General features: G+C 59.5%; 17 protein-coding genes. 6 read left to right on the top strand and 11 right to left on the bottom strand.

Translation table 11 applies throughout. The annotated features are described in order from the left end of the window. The 8 genes from BST95_RS01000 to BST95_RS00970 form a co-directional block, all read right to left on the bottom strand. A complete protein-coding gene (locus tag BST95_RS01000) occupies positions 1-189 on the bottom strand; it encodes a hypothetical protein (protein WP_066053855.1) in 189 nt (62 codons plus the stop codon). A gap of 81 nt (positions 190-270) precedes the next feature. After that, complete coding sequence (locus tag BST95_RS00995; RefSeq protein ID WP_066053858.1) at positions 271-480, bottom strand: cold-shock protein; 210 nt, start codon at positions 478-480, stop codon at positions 271-273. A 239-nt stretch (positions 481-719) separates the two neighbouring features. After that, a complete protein-coding gene (locus BST95_RS20020) occupies positions 720-962 on the bottom strand; it encodes a hypothetical protein (protein ID WP_205737309.1) in 243 nt (80 codons plus the stop codon). Further along, positions 932-1330 (bottom strand): hypothetical protein, encoded by a 399-nt coding sequence (locus BST95_RS00990; RefSeq protein ID WP_205737308.1) that lies wholly within the window; start codon positions 1328-1330, stop codon positions 932-934. The genes BST95_RS20020 and BST95_RS00990 overlap by 31 nt, the downstream gene beginning before the upstream one ends. Beyond that, positions 1327-2334, bottom strand: coding sequence for a porphobilinogen synthase (gene hemB, locus BST95_RS00985; RefSeq protein ID WP_084197782.1), 1008 nt, complete (start codon positions 2332-2334; stop codon positions 1327-1329). The genes BST95_RS00990 and hemB overlap by 4 nt, the downstream gene beginning before the upstream one ends. Before the next feature lie 12 nt (positions 2335-2346). Beyond that, positions 2347-3627, bottom strand: coding sequence for a glutamate-1-semialdehyde 2,1-aminomutase (gene hemL / locus BST95_RS00980; protein WP_084201012.1), 1281 nt, complete (start codon positions 3625-3627; stop codon positions 2347-2349). A gap of 106 nt (positions 3628-3733) precedes the next feature. Continuing rightward, positions 3734-4153, bottom strand: a complete 420-nt coding sequence (locus BST95_RS00975) for a CopD family protein (protein WP_066053866.1) — start codon at positions 4151-4153, stop codon at positions 3734-3736. 16 nt (positions 4154-4169) lie between these two features. Further along, on the bottom strand, positions 4170-5906 hold the full coding sequence (locus BST95_RS00970) for a chloride channel protein (RefSeq protein WP_084197781.1): 1737 nt from the start codon (positions 5904-5906) through the stop codon (positions 4170-4172). Between the two features lie 135 nt (positions 5907-6041). Here BST95_RS00970 and argC point away from each other — a divergent pair, with 135 nt between their 5' ends. Both argC and BST95_RS00960 read left to right on the top strand, forming a co-directional pair. Further along, a complete protein-coding gene (gene argC, locus BST95_RS00965) occupies positions 6042-7073 on the top strand; it encodes an N-acetyl-gamma-glutamyl-phosphate reductase (RefSeq protein ID WP_084197780.1) in 1032 nt (343 codons plus the stop codon). Positions 7074-7080: 7 nt separating this feature from the next. Next, entirely contained in the window at positions 7081-7809 is a 729-nt protein-coding gene (locus tag BST95_RS00960; RefSeq protein ID WP_084197779.1) for a DUF6776 family protein, read from the top strand. Between the two features lie 17 nt (positions 7810-7826). Here BST95_RS00960 and BST95_RS00955 read toward each other — a convergent pair whose 3' ends face one another. Beyond that, positions 7827-9632, bottom strand: coding sequence for a hypothetical protein (locus BST95_RS00955; protein ID WP_084197778.1), 1806 nt, complete (start codon positions 9630-9632; stop codon positions 7827-7829). Between the two features lie 238 nt (positions 9633-9870). Between BST95_RS00955 and BST95_RS00950 the strand changes: the two genes are divergently transcribed. The 3 genes from BST95_RS00950 (at position 9871) to BST95_RS00940 (ending at position 11216) form a co-directional block, all read left to right on the top strand. Next, a complete protein-coding gene (locus BST95_RS00950) occupies positions 9871-10338 on the top strand; it encodes a bactofilin family protein (RefSeq protein ID WP_084197777.1) in 468 nt (155 codons plus the stop codon). Between the two features lie 63 nt (positions 10339-10401). Continuing rightward, a complete protein-coding gene (erpA, locus tag BST95_RS00945; protein WP_066053882.1) occupies positions 10402-10755 on the top strand; it encodes an iron-sulfur cluster insertion protein ErpA in 354 nt (117 codons plus the stop codon). Between the two features lie 11 nt (positions 10756-10766). After that, the gene (locus BST95_RS00940; RefSeq protein WP_084197776.1) at positions 10767-11216 is read left to right on the top strand and encodes a DsrE family protein; all 450 of its coding nucleotides are present in this window, start codon (positions 10767-10769) and stop codon (positions 11214-11216) included. A gap of 11 nt (positions 11217-11227) precedes the next feature. Here BST95_RS00940 and BST95_RS00935 read toward each other — a convergent pair whose 3' ends face one another. Further along, complete coding sequence (locus tag BST95_RS00935; RefSeq protein WP_102106399.1) at positions 11228-12349, bottom strand: anhydro-N-acetylmuramic acid kinase; 1122 nt, start codon at positions 12347-12349, stop codon at positions 11228-11230. A 4-nt stretch (positions 12350-12353) separates the two neighbouring features. Next, positions 12354-13760: a peptidoglycan DD-metalloendopeptidase family protein gene (locus tag BST95_RS00930; protein WP_084197775.1), complete on the bottom strand. Its 1407-nt coding sequence runs from the start codon at positions 13758-13760 to the stop codon at positions 12354-12356. A gap of 144 nt (positions 13761-13904) precedes the next feature. Here BST95_RS00930 and tyrS point away from each other — a divergent pair, with 144 nt between their 5' ends. Then, entirely contained in the window at positions 13905-15200 is a 1296-nt protein-coding gene (tyrS, locus tag BST95_RS00925; RefSeq protein WP_084197774.1) for a tyrosine--tRNA ligase, read from the top strand. Positions 15201-15773 lie beyond the last annotated feature (573 nt).

Raw genomic sequence — 15773 nt, 5'->3', positions numbered from 1 at the left:
TTACTTGCCCGAGGCAGGCCCATTGGGCGCGCCAAGCGTGGGCCGCTGACTAATGCCAGATTCGATAACTTCGATGGACTTGCCTGACTGCAGGAACAAGCGGGTCTGTTCTGCGATCGAATCAGATGTCTCGACGGCTGCTGCAGGCTTCTTTTTGGCGTTGCTCTGGCGTGTTGGTTTCCCAGCCATAATGGTCTCCCTGTGTTTGGTATTCTTTATATATGGAGTGGCCGGCGCGGGAGCAATGCCCGCACCTGGCCTGGGGGTGCTTCAGGAAATGACAGTGATGTTCTCTGCCTGGGGGCCTTTCTGACCCTGGGTAACAGTGAACTCAACTTCCTGGCCTTCGACGAGGGTCTTGAAGCCGGAGCCCTGAATGGCACTGAAGTGCGCAAATACATCTGGACCTGACTCCTGCTCCAGGAAGCCAAAGCCCTTGCTCTCGTTAAACCACTTTACTTTACCAGTTGATCTGGACATGAAAATTACCTTCTAGTTACGACATAGATAAATGACCCGCGTGAACGGGAGAAAACTTGAGGGAAAAACTATCTATGTACTGAGGCAGGGAAGGTCGTAAGACGGTTTGCAATCGAGGGACACAAATAAAGAATCAGACAAGCAGGGGGCGGAGTATACAGCTCCGGGCGGTTAAATAATACTCAGATTGTGACCGGTTGCTTCATCGGATGCGCGGCTCTCGTGGCAAAAGCCCGTATTTATTCCTCGTCACCGCGCAGAAACGCACGCGTATTCAGCCGCAATTCCCGCAATGCCGGGTCCTCCTGGCTGGCCGCGAGCAGAGCCGCACTATCGGCCTTGCCCGCGACAAAAGCGGCGATCAGTTCCAGTAACACCGGTGTCATTTTGGGTTCATGGTCCCAGCGAGGGGCGTCCACCAGATTGCCGGTAACGGCGTCGCCTTCCCACTTCAACCAGTAGCCGCCGCAGTTCGAAAGCATGTAGTCGCCGACTCGGCCGTAGCTGTAGTTGGGCGTGTTGGGGTTAAAGCCCCGCTGACCTTTTCGTCGATGCGAGTCAGGGCCATGACCCAGCGACTGCCCACAGGGAAGGTATCTGTTGGCGGCCGGCAGTGGTCTTCATAGGCCAGCCATACGCGCAGTTCCACAGGCGGCAGCGTGCCCCGCAGCACTTGCGCGGTATTCAGGTCGATGGAGTTGCCCTTGGTAGAGGCGACCTCGGCGGCCACCACCAGGTCGGTTTTTGCCTGTACCTCATCAAAGGAACCCTGCCACAGGCATTCACATTCCGCAGCAGCCCACGGTGACAGTGAAGCCAGCGCAACCAGCAGCAGGGCGCGTGATATCACTGCAGGGCTCGCGCCGCTTCCAGTGCAAAGTAGGTCAGAATCCCATTGCAGCCAGCGCGCTTGAAGGCCAGCAGTGACTCGAGCATCACCGGCTCACGCTCAAGCCAGCCTTGTTCGAAGGCCGCCTGGTGCATGGCGTACTCGCCGCTTACCTGATAGGCAAAGGTGGGCGCCTTGAGTTCGTCCTTTACGCGTCGGGCGATATCCAGATAGGGCATGCCAGGCTTGACCATAATCATGTCCGCGCCTTCCTGGAGATCCAGGGCGCATTCGTGCAGGGCCTCGTCGGAATTGGCGGGATCCATCTGGTAACTGAACTTGTTGCCGCCTTTGATGTTGCCGGCGGAGCCTACCGCATCGCGGAATGGGCCGTAGTAGCTGGAGGCGTACTTGGCAGCGTAGGCCATGATCAGGGTATTGGGATGGGCCTGCTCTTCCAGCGCGGAGCGAATCGCGCCGATGCGGCCATCCATCATATCCGAGGGCGCTACCACATCGGCCCCGGCGGCGGCGTGGGAGAGGGCCTGTTTCACCAGCACTTCGGTGGTCACATCGTTCAGCACGTAGGCTGCCTCGTCGATAATGCCGTCCTGGCCGTGGGTGGTGAAGGGGTCGAGTGCCACGTCGGTGATAATGCCGAGTTCCGGTAGTGCGTCTTTCAGGGTCTTGACCGTGCGCTGCACTAGACCTTCGGGATTGTAGGCCTCCTCGGCCATCAGCGATTTCTTGTCACTCCCTACCACCGGGAATAGAGCCAGGGCCGGCACGCCGAGGCTGTGCAGCTCTTTTGCATGCTCCACCAGCAAGTCGGCGCTGAGGCGCTCGATGCCGGGCATGGACGGGATGGCTTCCCGCTCGCCGCTGCCTTCCAACACGAACACCGGGAAAATCAGATCCGCGGGGGTGAGCTGATTCTCCCGCACCAGATCGCGGGCAAAGGCATTGGCGCGTAACCGGCGCATGCGGGTCTGGGGGAAGGGGCCTCGCTGGCTCGAAAAGGACATGTTTGTGCTCCGTTACAGGGCGGCGAATGCACCGCGGGCGGCATCGACGGTGGCGTCGATGTCGGCATCGGTATGTGCGCTGGACATAAAGCCGGCCTCGTAAGAGGCGGGCGCCAGATACACCCCGGCCTCCAGCATCAGGTGGAAAAAGCGGTTAAAGCGTTCGGTGTCGCAAGCCATGACCTGAGCATAGTTGGTCATGCTGCTGGCGTTGGTGAAAAACCCGCCGAACATGGTGCCGCTATGATTGGTGGTGAAGGGTACGCCGGCGCGATCTGCTGCTTCTTGTAGCCCTTCACACAGGCGTGTGGTGTTGGCGAACAGTGGTTCGTAAAATCCATCGGCAGAAATAATGTCCAGGGTCGCTAGGCCCGCGGCCATGGCAATGGGATTGCCCGACAGCGTGCCCGCCTGGTAGACCGGGCCGAGCGGGGCGATCTGTTCCATAATCTCGCGCTTGCCGCCGAAGGCGCCCACGGGCATGCCGCCACCTACCACTTTGCCGAGCGTTGTCAGGTCGGCCTCGACACCAAAGAAACCCTGAGCACCCTGCAGGCCGAAACGAAAACCGGTCATGACTTCGTCGAGGATAAGCACCGCGCCGCTGACGTCACAGCACTCACGCAGTGTCTCGAGGAACCCGGGTTCGGGAGGAATACAATTCATATTGCCCGCAACCGGTTCAACAATCACGCAGGCAATACTGTCGCCGTGCTCAGCGAAGGCTGCGCGCACCCCTTCCGGGTCGTTGTAGGTCAGGGTCATGGTGTGATCCGCCAGTGCCGCGGGGACGCCAGGCGAACTGGGTACGCCCATGGTCAGCGCGCCGGAACCGGCCTTCACCAGCAGTGAATCGGAGTGGCCGTGGTAACAGCCTTCGAATTTGACGATGGTATCGCGGCCGGTATAGCCGCGCGCCAGGCGAATGGCGCTCATGGTGGCTTCGGTGCCGGAGTTGACCATGCGCACCAGGTCCATGCCCGGCATGATCTCGCAGATGCGGTCGGCGAGCTGGATCTCGAGTTCGGTGGGGGCGCCGAAACTGAGGCCTTTCTCGCTCTGCTTGATCACCGCCTCGCGTACCGCGGGGTGATTGTGACCCATGATCATGGGGCCCCAGGAGAGTACATAGTCGATGTAGGCCTTGCCCTCGCAATCGTATACCCGGGCGCCGTCGCTGCGGTCGATGAATACCGGCGTGCCGCCCACAGCCTTAAAGGCGCGGACCGGTGAATTAACACCGCCGGGAATGTGCTGACAGGCGCGATCGAAGAGATCTGTAGAACTGCTCATGGGCCGGGAATCCTTGGTCATTGTTGGCCGGGAGGCGAATTATCCGGTGTTGGCAGGAGAATATCCACCAGCGCCGCTGCCCCGTCCAGGCTGTGACTGGCTACAGCTAAAAAGGTTTCAGTACCGCCAGTAGAATCATGGCAAACAGAAAAATCACCGGCACTTCGTTAAACCAGCGGTAAAACACGTGGCTACGGTCGTCGGTGTGCTCGGTAATCGCCTTGACGTAGCGGCCGCACTGCAGGTGGTAGAGCACCAGTGCCAGCATGCAGCTCAGTTTTGCCCACATCCAAACGGTTTGCAGGTAGTAGCCGGGGTTGGTGGCCAGCAGGCCAAGCCCGAGCAGAATCACCAGCACCATAAATGGCGTGACAAACCGGTACAGGCGCCGCGCCATGCCCGCGAGTACCTCCCGGGTTTCGTCGCTCTCGGCGGCTGCATAGTTGACGAATATGCGCGGCAGGTAGAACAGGCCGGCAAACCAGCACACCACAAAAATGAGATGGAAGGCTTTAATCCACAGCACGTTGGTTTTCTCCTTATTACAACCTGCCCAGGGTGAATTTTTCGATGGTCTCGCGCGTGACGACGCCGTGCAGTATACGTTTGCCCGAGGTGCGGCTGCGTTCATACACGCAGGCGATCTCCGCGGTATTGGCGTTAATGCTGTCCAGGGCCTGGCGCAGGCTGGCCTGTACTGGCACGGAAGAGGTGGTCCAGCGCCGAATGCCCGCATCGGTAATATCCACCGGCTCCTCGCTGTCGTCCTCCCGCGGATGTTCGTGCAACCAAGCCAGTAGTTCCGGCCCCTGCACCAGGTAGAGATCTTCCCCTTCACGCGTGACCAGACACCAGGTGGGGTTGAACTCCAGCAGTGGTTCCAAATCCTCGTCAGTGAGCTTCACTGGCACGCGCACTGCGCGATTGTCCATGATGGCTGTGACGTGCGTGCGGTGTAGCAATTGATTGAGGGGGTCGTCGGGGACCACGCGGCGCAGCTGCTTGAGCACCGTCTGGTGAACTGAGCGCTGGCGGAACAGCCCGGTGCCGGTCAATGTGGCCGTTACGATCGCCAGCATGGCTGGCATGCCAATGCTGGTGGTGTGGGTAAGCTCAACCACCGCTAACAGGCCGGCCAAGGGGGCATTGAGTGCGGCGGCCATGCAGGCACCCATACCGATAACTACATACAGCACCGGGTCGGAGGCGTGTTCGGGCATGAACTGCATGCCCAGCAGGCCGAGCGCGCCGCCGATGCAGGCGCCGATTAACAGGTTCGGGCCGATAATACCGATGGGCATGCCTGCGCCGGCACTGACGGCAGTTGCCACCAGTTTGGCACCCGCCACCACCAGCAGTGTGAGCAGGGTGAGCTCGCTTTGCAGGGCCATGTATAGGGTATCGTAGCCAATACCCAGAATCTCCGGTGCCGCCATGGCCAGCGCGCCGGTCACCAGCCCGGCCAGGGTAAAGCGGATGGCCACGTTCCAATGGGCCAGGCGGGCGGTGGCTCGGGAAATTTTGCTGAAAGCCACTACGGCGAAGCCGCAGCAGAATCCCAGGAAAATAATGTATGGAATCTCCAGCAGAGAGTTGAGCTCGAGTTCCGGGATGGCGAAAAATACACCGCCGGTGAGCAGTGTGCGGCTGACCGCTGACGCGGATACCGCGGCCAGAATCACCGGGATAAAGCCCACCACCGTGTACTCGGCGATAATCACTTCCATCGCGAAAATCACGCCCGCCAGCGGCGTATTAAAAGCGGCCGCGATGCCGCCGGCAGCGCCACAGGCAATCAGTACCCGCAGACTGTTACTCGGCAGACCCAGTCGCTGGCCCAGCAGGCTGTTAATGGCGCCCCCGAGATGCACGCCAGGGCCTTCACGGCCGCCTGACTGGCCGCTGGCCAGGGCAAAGCTGCCGGCAAAGAACTGCACCACTGCGTTTCGCGCCGGGAGAGCGCCGTAATTGGAGTGCATTTTGCTCAGCACGTGAACAATGCCGGTTTCGCGATCTTCCGGTTTCAGGAAGTGGTAGCAAATACCCAGTAACAGGGCGCCCCCAACGGGTAGTGCGAATTGCAGGTGGCGAGGCAGTGCCTCGAAGCCATCGCCGTTATTGCCTACACCCCATATCAGCGCCAGTTGGCTGATCAGCATTTCAAAGGCGATCACCACCAGGCCCGATGCCAGGCCGGCCACAATGCCGAGCACAGAGTACGCCAACACCGACTCATAGTCGGCCAGCAGGCGTCGGTATTCAGCGATCAGTTTGCGCACGGTTTAAGGATTGGCCCGAAACAAAAATCCAATATTACCAGTTATTTGCGCAGGTAATGCTTCTATAATGTCCGGCCCCGGGAACCGGCGGCAGGTTGCGCCCCGTGGTAGTGAAGATTTCGAGGAAGTAGACACATGGTCAAGGTTGGCATTGTAGGTGGTACCGGTTATACCGGTGTGGAACTGTTGCGCCTGTTGGCGACGCACCCGCAGGCGGAGGTGGTGGCGATCACCTCGCGCGCCGAGAGTGGCCGCCGTGTGGACGACCTGTACCCCAATCTGCGCGGCCATTACGATCTGGCGTTTTCCGAGCCGGATGTCGCTACGCTGGCGGCCTGTGACGTCGTGTTTTTTGCGACCCCGCATAACGTTGCCATGAACATGGTGCCGGAACTGCTCGCCGCCGGTGCCCGCATTGTCGACCTGTCTGCTGACTATCGCATCCGCGATGCTGAGCTGTGGTCGCAGTGGTATGGCGAGCCCCATGCCAGCCCCAATATCCTGCGCCAGGCGGTGTACGGCCTGCCTGAGGTGAACCGCCAGGCTATTGCCGGCGCGCAGTTGGTGGCCTGTCCCGGCTGCTACCCCACTTCTGTGCAGCTGGGATTGATTCCGCTGCTGGCCAAAGGGCTGGTGGACCCAGCACGACTGATCGCCAGCTCCGCCTCCGGGGTCAGCGGTGCGGGGCGTCAGGGCAAAGTCGACAATATTTTCCCGGAAGTGGCCGACAGCTTTAAAGCTTACGGCGTCGCCGGTCACCGGCACCTACCGGAAATCGAGCAGGGTCTGGGTGATGTGGCAGGTTCAGCGGTACAGCTGACGTTTGTCCCCCACTTACTGCCAATGATCCGCGGTATTCACTCAACTCTGTTTGCCACGTTGCACGAGCCGGGCACTGACCTGCAGGCGCTTTACGAAGAATGGTATGCGGATGAGCCCTTCGTCGACGTGCTGCCCCAGGGGATGTTCCCCCAAACGCGTACGGTCAAAGGTGCAAACCGTTGTCAGATCGGCCTTCAGGTGCCTCAGGACCGCGACACCGTGGTCGTGATGGCGACCATCGACAATCTCGTCAAAGGTGCGTCAGGTCAGGCGATCCAGAACATGAATATCATGCTCGGCCTGCCTGAGATCATGGGCCTGGAGCAGGTCGGGCTGTTGCCCTGATTTCGGCGTGGTCAGCGTACGGGACAAGCAGCGCCGCTATCGCCGACTGCAGGTGATTGTGGCCACGCTCGCCCTGGCCGTGGTGCTGCTGGCGGGCTTTTATCTTGGTCAACGTGCCGCCTACAGCGGCATGGGGTTGGACCCGGCAACGTATCAGGCTCTCGGTGAAGAGGTGCCGGTTCTGCGTGCCGACGTGGCCCGCCTGGAGGGTGAGCTGGATGTGCAGGAAGCTCGCCATGAAATGGACCAGCAGGCGCTCGAACTGGTGCGTCAGGAAATTGCGGCCCAGAAAGAGCACATCGCCACCCTCGAAGAAGGCCTGAGATTTTACAAAAGTCTGATGGCCCCCGGAGAGATAGCCCAGGGTCTGAGCCTGCGCTCACCGGAACTGGTGGCCCTGGAGCGCGAGGGCCAGTATGCCTATCGTATGGTGGTTCAACAGGAGACGCTCAAGCACTCCCTGCTCAAGGGCTATCTGAGGGTCGAAGTAGAGGGGCAGCTCGACGGCGAGCCGGTGACCATTCCGCTGGCTGAATTGAGCCCGGACGTGGACTCGGACCGAATCAATCTTCGCTTTCGCTATTTTCAATCGATAGAAGGCCAGCTGACCCTGCCTGAAGGTTTTGTTCCCAGCCAGCTGCGCCTCGCCGCGACGGCCACCTCACCGCGCAAAGCGGAAGTGACCGAACTCTTCCTCTGGCAAGTCCAGGCGCGCTTCACCCGCGTCGGTAAATAGTTGTTTGTCCCCCTTTTCTAGAGGCCGGGCCGCTCGTACCGCACAATACCGTGTATGGTGGTATGCCACAGCCGCCCTTCCTGGTCGATCAGTACACCCGAGAACTGGGTGTTAAACCGGCTTGATCCCGTTACCCAGGTGAACTGGGTTTCCCCGGTCGACCAATCAATACCTTCCATGGTCCAGTGGCCGTCTCTGGCGCCGACGGTGTACACCATGTCGGAACCGTTCGAGACCAGCGGCACGCAGTTTACTGAAGCGACGTCTGTGTTTACCCAGGCCACTTGCAGAGCCTGGACCCCAGGATTCCACTCGAATTTCTGTACCCCGTGGGGGGTGAAGTCGGGGTGGTGGCCGGCCAGGCCGATAAACGCACCGTCCGGGGCCTTGCTAATGGGTTTGCTGGCGGGGGCGTTGTTGACCACCAGCGCGCCGTAGCCACCGACGACCACCGATTGCTCGGTCTGAACTTCGGTTTTATCGGCCTGGCCGATATTGGCCGGCAGCATACCGGCGATGCGTCGTGTCGGGGCCTGGGGTAGCTGCTGCCAGTCCTCGGGAATGTCATCGCGCCAGAACAGGGTCAGGTTCATCAGGGTGTCGCCGTCGGTCATCACTACGAACTTGTCCTCTTCGCCGAAGCCCATCAGGCTCATGGTCGAGCCGGTACCCACGTTGACGTTCTCGAAGCGGTAGGCTTCACCGGTCGCCGGATCGATAATGTCCTCAAAGGTCACGCTGATATCGCCCTTGTTACTGTAGGGCTCAACCCAGGCGCCATCGGTCGGATCTGTAGACAGCTGATCGCCGTCCCAGATGACCTTGTGTAGATGTTCCAGCGAGGCGATAAAGAGGTTGTTGTCCTTATCAATGGCCGGGGCATTGCGTACCCAGGTCGCTGCACCCTGGCTGCGGCCGATGTCGAGCATATGCTGGTTCCAGGCCTGGGCGACCTCTGCGCCAGTCAGCGCGATCGTGCGGTATTCGGCAAAATCCTGCTTGATCATGACCAGCCAGCCATCATCAGATGACGACACAATCCAGCCATCGTAGGTCATGTTCATGGAATTGAAGCCACCCTTGATCTCCGGGGGCTTCTTCCACTCCCGCAGCAGGGTGATTTCAGAATCGTGTTCGCCGGCATTGACGTCCCCATAGGCCAGGATCGAATCCTTGCCACCCACGTATAGCGTGTTATCCGCACTGAGCATGAAGTAGACGCCTGCGAGGCCGGCGCCGTAGTACTCTTTGGCCACGGGAATGGTACGCAGCACGGTCAGCAGGCCGGAGTTGGCGAACAGCGGCTGGCTGTCGAGCATGTCGAACAGGTCGTCTGCCTCCTCCTCGCTGTAGAGCTCACCCTTGTTCTGGTAGAGCGGTCCGAAAGTAATCGGGTATTCGGCGATCACGTCCAGTGTGTCGTAGTCCAGTTTGGAGATGCGATCGCCGCCATTGCTCCAGATGACGCGTTTGCCATTCGGGTATTCCGGCGAGATGGCACCACCAAAGTGAGCCGGGCCCAGATGGGTGTAGGTAATGCCGCCATTTTCCACGGTCAGGGCCTCGGCCTTGCCCCGCGGCCCGGCGATATTCACGCCGGTAGACTGTGCGGGATTCACGTGGCCCAGTGGGTATACCGAGTCGGCCAGATGGGGGTTGTGAGGCGCAAAGTTGGGGGCGTCCTCGGCGGCACGAGCCACAGCGGCAGGCTTTGCCGTGGGCAGGCTGGCCGCCACGGCGGCAGGATCTCTGCTTGAACAGCCGGATATCACCAATGCGCCGAGGCACAACAGGCAGGCAGATCGAATCAGGTGAGGCGTCATGTGCAGTTCCATAAATTATTGTTGGCCATAATTTGGTCAGGTTACGGCACTTCGCCCGATGTGGGTATGGCGCTACCGGTCAGCTTTCGCTCACGAGAACGGTCGAAAAAGTGATTTATCGCTAGGCTTTGTTGGTTTCGGCATGGGTCTGGCGGTAAGCTATCCTGTCTGTACAGGCCATGCATTGCCCCGGCAGGGGTGAGATCCAGTGCCAGAAAGTGTTAAGCGAGGTTTACCCATGTGGGGAAGTAAGAAGGGAAAGTTTGGTTCAGCGTCGGGCACCACGCTCGTGGCGCGGGACACAACCATTGTGGGAGATGTCCATTTCAGCGGTTGTCTGGAAATAGAAGGCATAGTTCAGGGCAATCTGGTGGCCGACGAGGGCAGTAGTGGCGAAGTCAGCGTGGCTGAAAACGGCCGCGTCGAAGGGGAAATTCGCGCACCGGTAGTGGTTATTGACGGCACCGTTGAGGGTGACGTCTTCTCCACCGAACGATTGGAGCTGGCGTCCCGTGGCAGAGTGCTGGGCAACGTTCATTATGCGATGCTGGAGATGGCGGCAGGCTCGGAGGTTAACGGTAGCCTGACCCACTCGGATGCAGTGTCGACCCCCGCTGCTAAACAGCCCGATCCCTTTATCGAGGTGACCGAAATGGGCGCTGATGGTGTGGTCCAGGCGGTGCCGTCGAAAGCGGCGAAAAGTTGACTAAAATAGTCGGTTTTACGATAATGGCGATCGATTTTTAACCCTCAGCGGGTGCCGAGAGCAATGTCTGTAGCAGCTTCATTCAATCCAACCAGTATCAATCTCACTTCAAATGCCGTGCAGAAGGTACAGCAATTGGTGGCCGAGGAAGAGAACACCGCACTCAAATTGCGGGTGTATATCACCGGTGGCGGCTGCTCCGGTTTCCAGTATGGATTCTCCTTTGATGAGGACGTTGCCGAGGACGATACTGCGATCACTGAGGAAGGTGTAACCCTGCTGGTGGATCCCATGAGCTTCCAGTACCTGGTGGGTTCCACGGTTGATTACACCGAGGGCCTGGAAGGTTCGCGCTTTATTATCGAAAACCCCAACGCCACCACCACCTGTGGTTGCGGCGCATCGTTCTCCATCTAGGAACGCCTTCGATGAATCACGCCCGGCAGTGCCTGTTTGTACTGCTGGGCTTTTTTTTGGCCGTGCAATCGCTCGCCCAGGGGGGCAGCGATGAGGCGGTGCGTTATGTGGCCGAGATTGAGTTGCAAACCGAGGCCGATCTGGGCGAAATTCTCGGCCGGGCCGACTCCTTGTTCGCCGCCGGTGAATTGACCCAGGAGCAGGGCGCGCCACTGACCATTGTTTTGCACGGGCCGGTGCTGCGCAGCCTGTTGCGTGATAACTACCTGCAGAGTAAGGCGGTGGTGGATCAGGCGGCGAGTCTGAGCGCGCTGGGTATTGTTGAATTCAAGGCTTGCCGCTCCTGGATGGGCAAGAACGGCGTCGATGAAACAGGTCTGCAGCCCTTTGTTGAAACTGTCTTTTATGGCGCTGGTGAAGTCCAGCGGCTGATTCGCGAGCAGGGCTACCTGGTCTTCTAAGCTCCTGGCCCTCAGCCGGCCGGGTATATTCCTCCCAGAATCCGCTCCCCCTGTGCACCGGTGACCTGCGCGGCGTTGCCGCTCTGGTGATTGAGGGTGCGATACGCCAGCCATCCAAACAGCGCGGCTTCCACCCAATCCGGATCAATGCCTAGAGCCGAGGTGTCAGTGACCCGCGCGTTGGGTAAGTGCTCGGCAAGGCGCCGGCGCAACTCGGCGTTATGGGCGCCGCCGCCGCAGAGATACACCTCGGTGGTGGCGGGTTGTTCCCCGGTAATCGCCACGGCAATGGTACGCGCCGTAAATTCACATAAGCTGGCTTGCACATCGACCGGTGTTGTCCCGGAATGTCCCTCTAATTGGCTGTCCAGCCACGCCAGGTTAAACGCCTCTTTCCCTGTGCTACGTGCACCCTTTAGCTGGAAATACTCGTGCGCTAACAGGCCTTCGAGCAGTGTCTCCTGAGCCTGCCCCTGGGCCGCCCAGGCGCCGTCGCGATCGAAGTGGCCATCGCGGTGACGCTGGTGCCAGTGATCCATCAAGGTGTTGCCCGGCCCGGTGTCAAAGCCGGCCTCCAATCGGGTGCCGTCGAGCAGGCTGACATTGGCGATGCCGCCGATATTTACGATCGCCCGCTGTGTTTCAGCTGCGCCGAAGGCGAGCGCGTGAAAAGCGGGCGCCAGCGGGGCGCCCTCGCCGCCGGCGGCCATATCCCGGCGCCGAAAATCGGCCACGGTGGTGATTCCCGTAAGTTCGGCAATCGTATTTGGGTCGCCTGCTTGTAGCGTAAACGCGTATTCACCGTGGCCCGCAGATGGCGGCCGATGGCGCAGGGTCTGGCCGTGGCTGCCGATAGCCCTGATGTCGCCGGCAGCGATATTGGCGTCGGTCAGTAATTGTGTCGCAGCCCGGGCAAACAGCTGGCCCAGGGCCCGGTCGAGCCGGCCTAGCTGCTCTATCTCGTCGTTGCCGCTGTGGCTGAGGGTGTGAATCTGCTCCCGCAGCCCGGCGGGAATGGCTTCTTCATGGGTGTGAATCAGGCGGGTACCCTGTTCGCTGCACGCCACGATGGCGGCGTCTATGGCATCCATACTGGTGCCCGACATCAGCCCCAGGTAAAGCCCTTCGGCCACTGCCTCAGCCCCGGTCGTCGGCTTCGGCCGCGGCGAGGGCCAGTTGAGTGTCTGTAGCGGTCTGCAATTGCGCCAATTGCTGGGCGATTGGCTCGATGGCGGCTTTGAAGCGCGGCAACTCGTCCGTGGGCAGGGATTTCGCCTTGGGCAGCTTTTTGTGGATGGTGCGCGGATTGCGATGCACGCCGTTCATCAGGAACTCATAGTGCAGGTGTGGCCCGGTGGCGGCACCCGTCATGCCCACGGTGCCGATGACCTGCCCCTGGCTGACGCGCTGGCCCTTTTTGGCATGTCGCTTGTGCAGGTGCAGGTACTTGGTTTCAAACTGCTCGCCGTGCTGGATAAAAACGTAGTTGCCGTTGGCTTTGCTGTAGCCTGCCTTCACTACCCGGCCATCGCCCGCGGCATAAACCGGGGTGCCCGTGGGGGCGGCATAGTCAGTACCTCGGTGGGGTCTGGCAGTTTTGTAGATCGGGTGTATCCGGGCCGGATTGAAGTTGGAGCTGATGCGGGTGAAATCCACGGGGGCCAGCAGGAAGGCCTTGCGCATGCTAACCCCGTCGGCGTTGTAGTAGCCGGTTTCGCCGTGGACATCCACGTAGCGATAGGCCGTGAACATTTTGCCCTGGTTATTGTAAGAGGCAGCAATAATGTCGCCGTCGTCGAACTTGGTACCATCGAGCAGGTGTTCCTCAAACACCAGGTTCATCGTATCGCCCTTACGTGGATCGCCGACAAAATCGATGACACCGCCGAAGATATTGGCCATTTCCATGATCGTGGTTTGCGACAGCCCGGCTTCCTGACCTGCCATAAACAGTGACGAGGTAATGACGCCGGAAGCGGTTGAGCGCACCACCTCTGGTTCGCGTTCGAGGATCTCGCTGGTATAGGTGTCGCCATCGAGGCGATACAGCACGGTCTCGAGGCGGGATTTAACGTGCTTGACGCCGGCCAGCTCGCCGTTGTTACCGGCCTGGAAGGCGATCGTCTGGCCGGGGTGGATCCTGGCCAGGCCCTTGCCGTGCTCTGGTTCAGTAACAACCCGGTGGACGTCGCGCTTGGTATAGCCGGCGCGTTCAAAAATCAGCGACAGGTTGTCGCCGCTGCGCACTGTATCTTCCACCCAGGGTGCTTCTGCGGGCAGTGCCGGTGCGGGCGGGGCAGGCGCAACTTCTGGCGAGGCAATTTCAGGTGGCGTAACTGGCTCTAGGGTGGCGACGTCCTGCGATTCGGGCGCGGATTCGTCGTTGCCGCTCAGGCCAAGGCCAATAGCCAGACAACCGGCTACCGCCAGCCCCAGTGTCAGGTGGTTGCGCTTAACTTTGACGGTCGGCAGTGCCCACCGCGACAGGGGTGCTTTGGGTTCGCGAATTGCAGTGGCGCCCCGTGGCCGCTTCGCTCCTGACATGGTCTGACAGAATTTCCGGTTATATCGAGCTGCCAGTATATTAAATAATCAACAACTTCTATAGCGAAGACTGGCGGAAGCTTGCATTTGAAGGTCGGTGTTGTATGGTTGGCGCCCGTTTTTTAGCCACCTGAGAAGGCCCCAATGAGTAGTGCACTGCTTGACGATCTCCGCGCTCGCGGATTGATATTCCAGATTGCCGGTGAGGACGCCCTCGCCGACTGGTTAGATGGCGGATCGCGCACCCTTTATTGTGGCTTTGATCCCACGGCAGACAGCCTGCATATCGGTTCGCTGGTGCCGCTGCTGATGCTGCGCCGCTTCCAGCAGGCCGGTCACAAGCCCCTGGCCCTGGTCGGTGGTGCCACTGGTCTCATCGGTGACCCGAGCTTCAAGGCGGCAGAGCGCCAGCTCAATACGCCCGATGTTGTGGGCGGTTGGGTCGAAAAGCTCAAGCAGCAGGTGTCCCAGTTTATCGACTTTAAGGCGGGCGATGCCTCCGCGGAAGTGGTTAACAACCTCGATTGGACGGCGGATGTGGATGTGCTCACCTTCCTGCGTGATGTGGGCAAGCACTTCTCGGTGAATGCCATGATCCAGAAAGAGTCGGTGAAGCAGCGCATTGAGCGTGAGGGCAGTGGCATTAGCTTCACTGAATTCACCTATATGATTTTGCAGTCCTACGACTTTGCCGAGCTGAACAAGCGCCACGGTTGTTCCCTGCAGATTGGCGGCTCCGACCAGTGGGGTAATATCACCGGTGGTATCGACCTGACCCGGCGCATGCATGGCGAGCAGGTATTCGGTCTGACCATGCCACTGATAACCAAGTCTGATGGCACCAAGTTCGGAAAGACCGAGTCTGGCACCATCTGGCTCTCTGCGAACAAGACCTCGCCCTATGCCTTCTACCAGTTCTGGTTGGGCTGTGCTGATGCCGATGTCTACCGGTTCCTGAAATACTTTACCTTCCTCGATGTTGCCGAGATCGATGCGCTTGAAAAGGCCGATGCAGAGCGCCAGGGCAGGCCCGAGGCGCAAAGCGTGTTGGCCCGTGAGGCTACCCGCCTCGTGCATGGTGATGAGGGGCTGGCAGCAGCCGAGCGAATTACCGAGAGCCTGTTCAGTGGCTCGATTGAGGGGCTGTCCGAGAGCGATCTCGACCAGTTGCGTCTCGATGGGCTGCCTTCCAGTGCTGTAGCGCGCAGTGAGTTTCCTGAGACCGTGACCCAGTTGCTTACGGAGGCTGGCATGGCATCCTCAGGTAAGCAGGTGAAAGACGCGCTGGGCCGCAATGCGGTACTGGTAAACAATCAGGCGATTGGCTGGGAGCAAAATGCCGATGTGGCAGCGTGCTTTACCCCTGATGCAGCCCTGTTTGGGCGTTACTACCTGGTTAAGCTGGGTAAGAAGAAGTATCACCTGTTCGAAATTGCCTGATCGTTGCCGCGGGTCGGCCCGCGGCGCGCTTTGCCAAGCGCCTTTGAGGCGCTCAAATGGTCGAAAAACGATCGTTTGAAATGGCAAAAATCCACATTCAATAATTAATTTGAAAAAGTGCTTGCGCAGCCACTGCTGGCTACGTATAGTTCGCGTCCCTCGAGTGACGACGGCGCCAAAAACGCTCTCGGATCCCACCTGAAAACCCAAGGGTTTTCAAAAGCTTAGGTTGAAAAGGTGAGACGTTTGCTCAGGGCAGCCAAGGCAACATTTTTTCAAAAAAGTGCTTGCCAATCGGAAGGCCGGCTGTATAATGCGCCTCCACTGTTTCGGGGATGACCCGGGACAAAATCCCAACCCTGGCGGTTCGGGAGTTGCTTAACAAGAAGACGAAGACAGATGTGTGGGCACTTGTTGGGATAGTTGTACACGACTATTCAGACACAACAAGTGACCATTGATTCATAAGTTTTATGGAACATTGATTTCGAATTGTGTCTGAGCCGAGATTTGATTGTTATCGCGAGGTAATCGCGCAAACAATCCCTCTTACAGCCGGTAAGGTGTAGAGGT

It is taken from the genome of Halioglobus japonicus, assembly GCF_001983995.1.
In the GTDB taxonomy this organism is placed as follows: Bacteria; Pseudomonadota; Gammaproteobacteria; order Pseudomonadales; family Halieaceae; genus Halioglobus; species Halioglobus japonicus.
Note: the sequence above shows the minus strand (reverse complement) of the source record. Positions and strands in the feature narration are given on the sequence as shown.

Coding starts and splice junctions, on each gene's coding strand:
- BST95_RS01000 (WP_066053855.1), bottom strand. CDS start 189: ATGGCTGGGAAACCAACACGCCAGAGCAACGCCAAAAAGAAGCCTGCA.
- BST95_RS00995 (WP_066053858.1), bottom strand. CDS start 480: ATGTCCAGATCAACTGGTAAAGTAAAGTGGTTTAACGAGAGCAAGGGC.
- BST95_RS20020 (WP_205737309.1), bottom strand. CDS start 962: ATGCTTTCGAACTGCGGCGGCTACTGGTTGAAGTGGGAAGGCGACGCC.
- hemB (WP_084197782.1), bottom strand. CDS start 2,334: ATGTCCTTTTCGAGCCAGCGAGGCCCCTTCCCCCAGACCCGCATGCGC.
- hemL (WP_084201012.1), bottom strand. CDS start 3,627: ATGAGCAGTTCTACAGATCTCTTCGATCGCGCCTGTCAGCACATTCCC.
- argC (WP_084197780.1), top strand. CDS start 6,042: ATGGTCAAGGTTGGCATTGTAGGTGGTACCGGTTATACCGGTGTGGAA.
- BST95_RS00955 (WP_084197778.1), bottom strand. CDS start 9,632: ATGACGCCTCACCTGATTCGATCTGCCTGCCTGTTGTGCCTCGGCGCA.
- BST95_RS00950 (WP_084197777.1), top strand. CDS start 9,871: ATGTGGGGAAGTAAGAAGGGAAAGTTTGGTTCAGCGTCGGGCACCACG.
- erpA (WP_066053882.1), top strand. CDS start 10,402: ATGTCTGTAGCAGCTTCATTCAATCCAACCAGTATCAATCTCACTTCA.
- BST95_RS00940 (WP_084197776.1), top strand. CDS start 10,767: ATGAATCACGCCCGGCAGTGCCTGTTTGTACTGCTGGGCTTTTTTTTG.
- BST95_RS00930 (WP_084197775.1), bottom strand. CDS start 13,760: ATGTCAGGAGCGAAGCGGCCACGGGGCGCCACTGCAATTCGCGAACCC.
- tyrS (WP_084197774.1), top strand. CDS start 13,905: ATGAGTAGTGCACTGCTTGACGATCTCCGCGCTCGCGGATTGATATTC.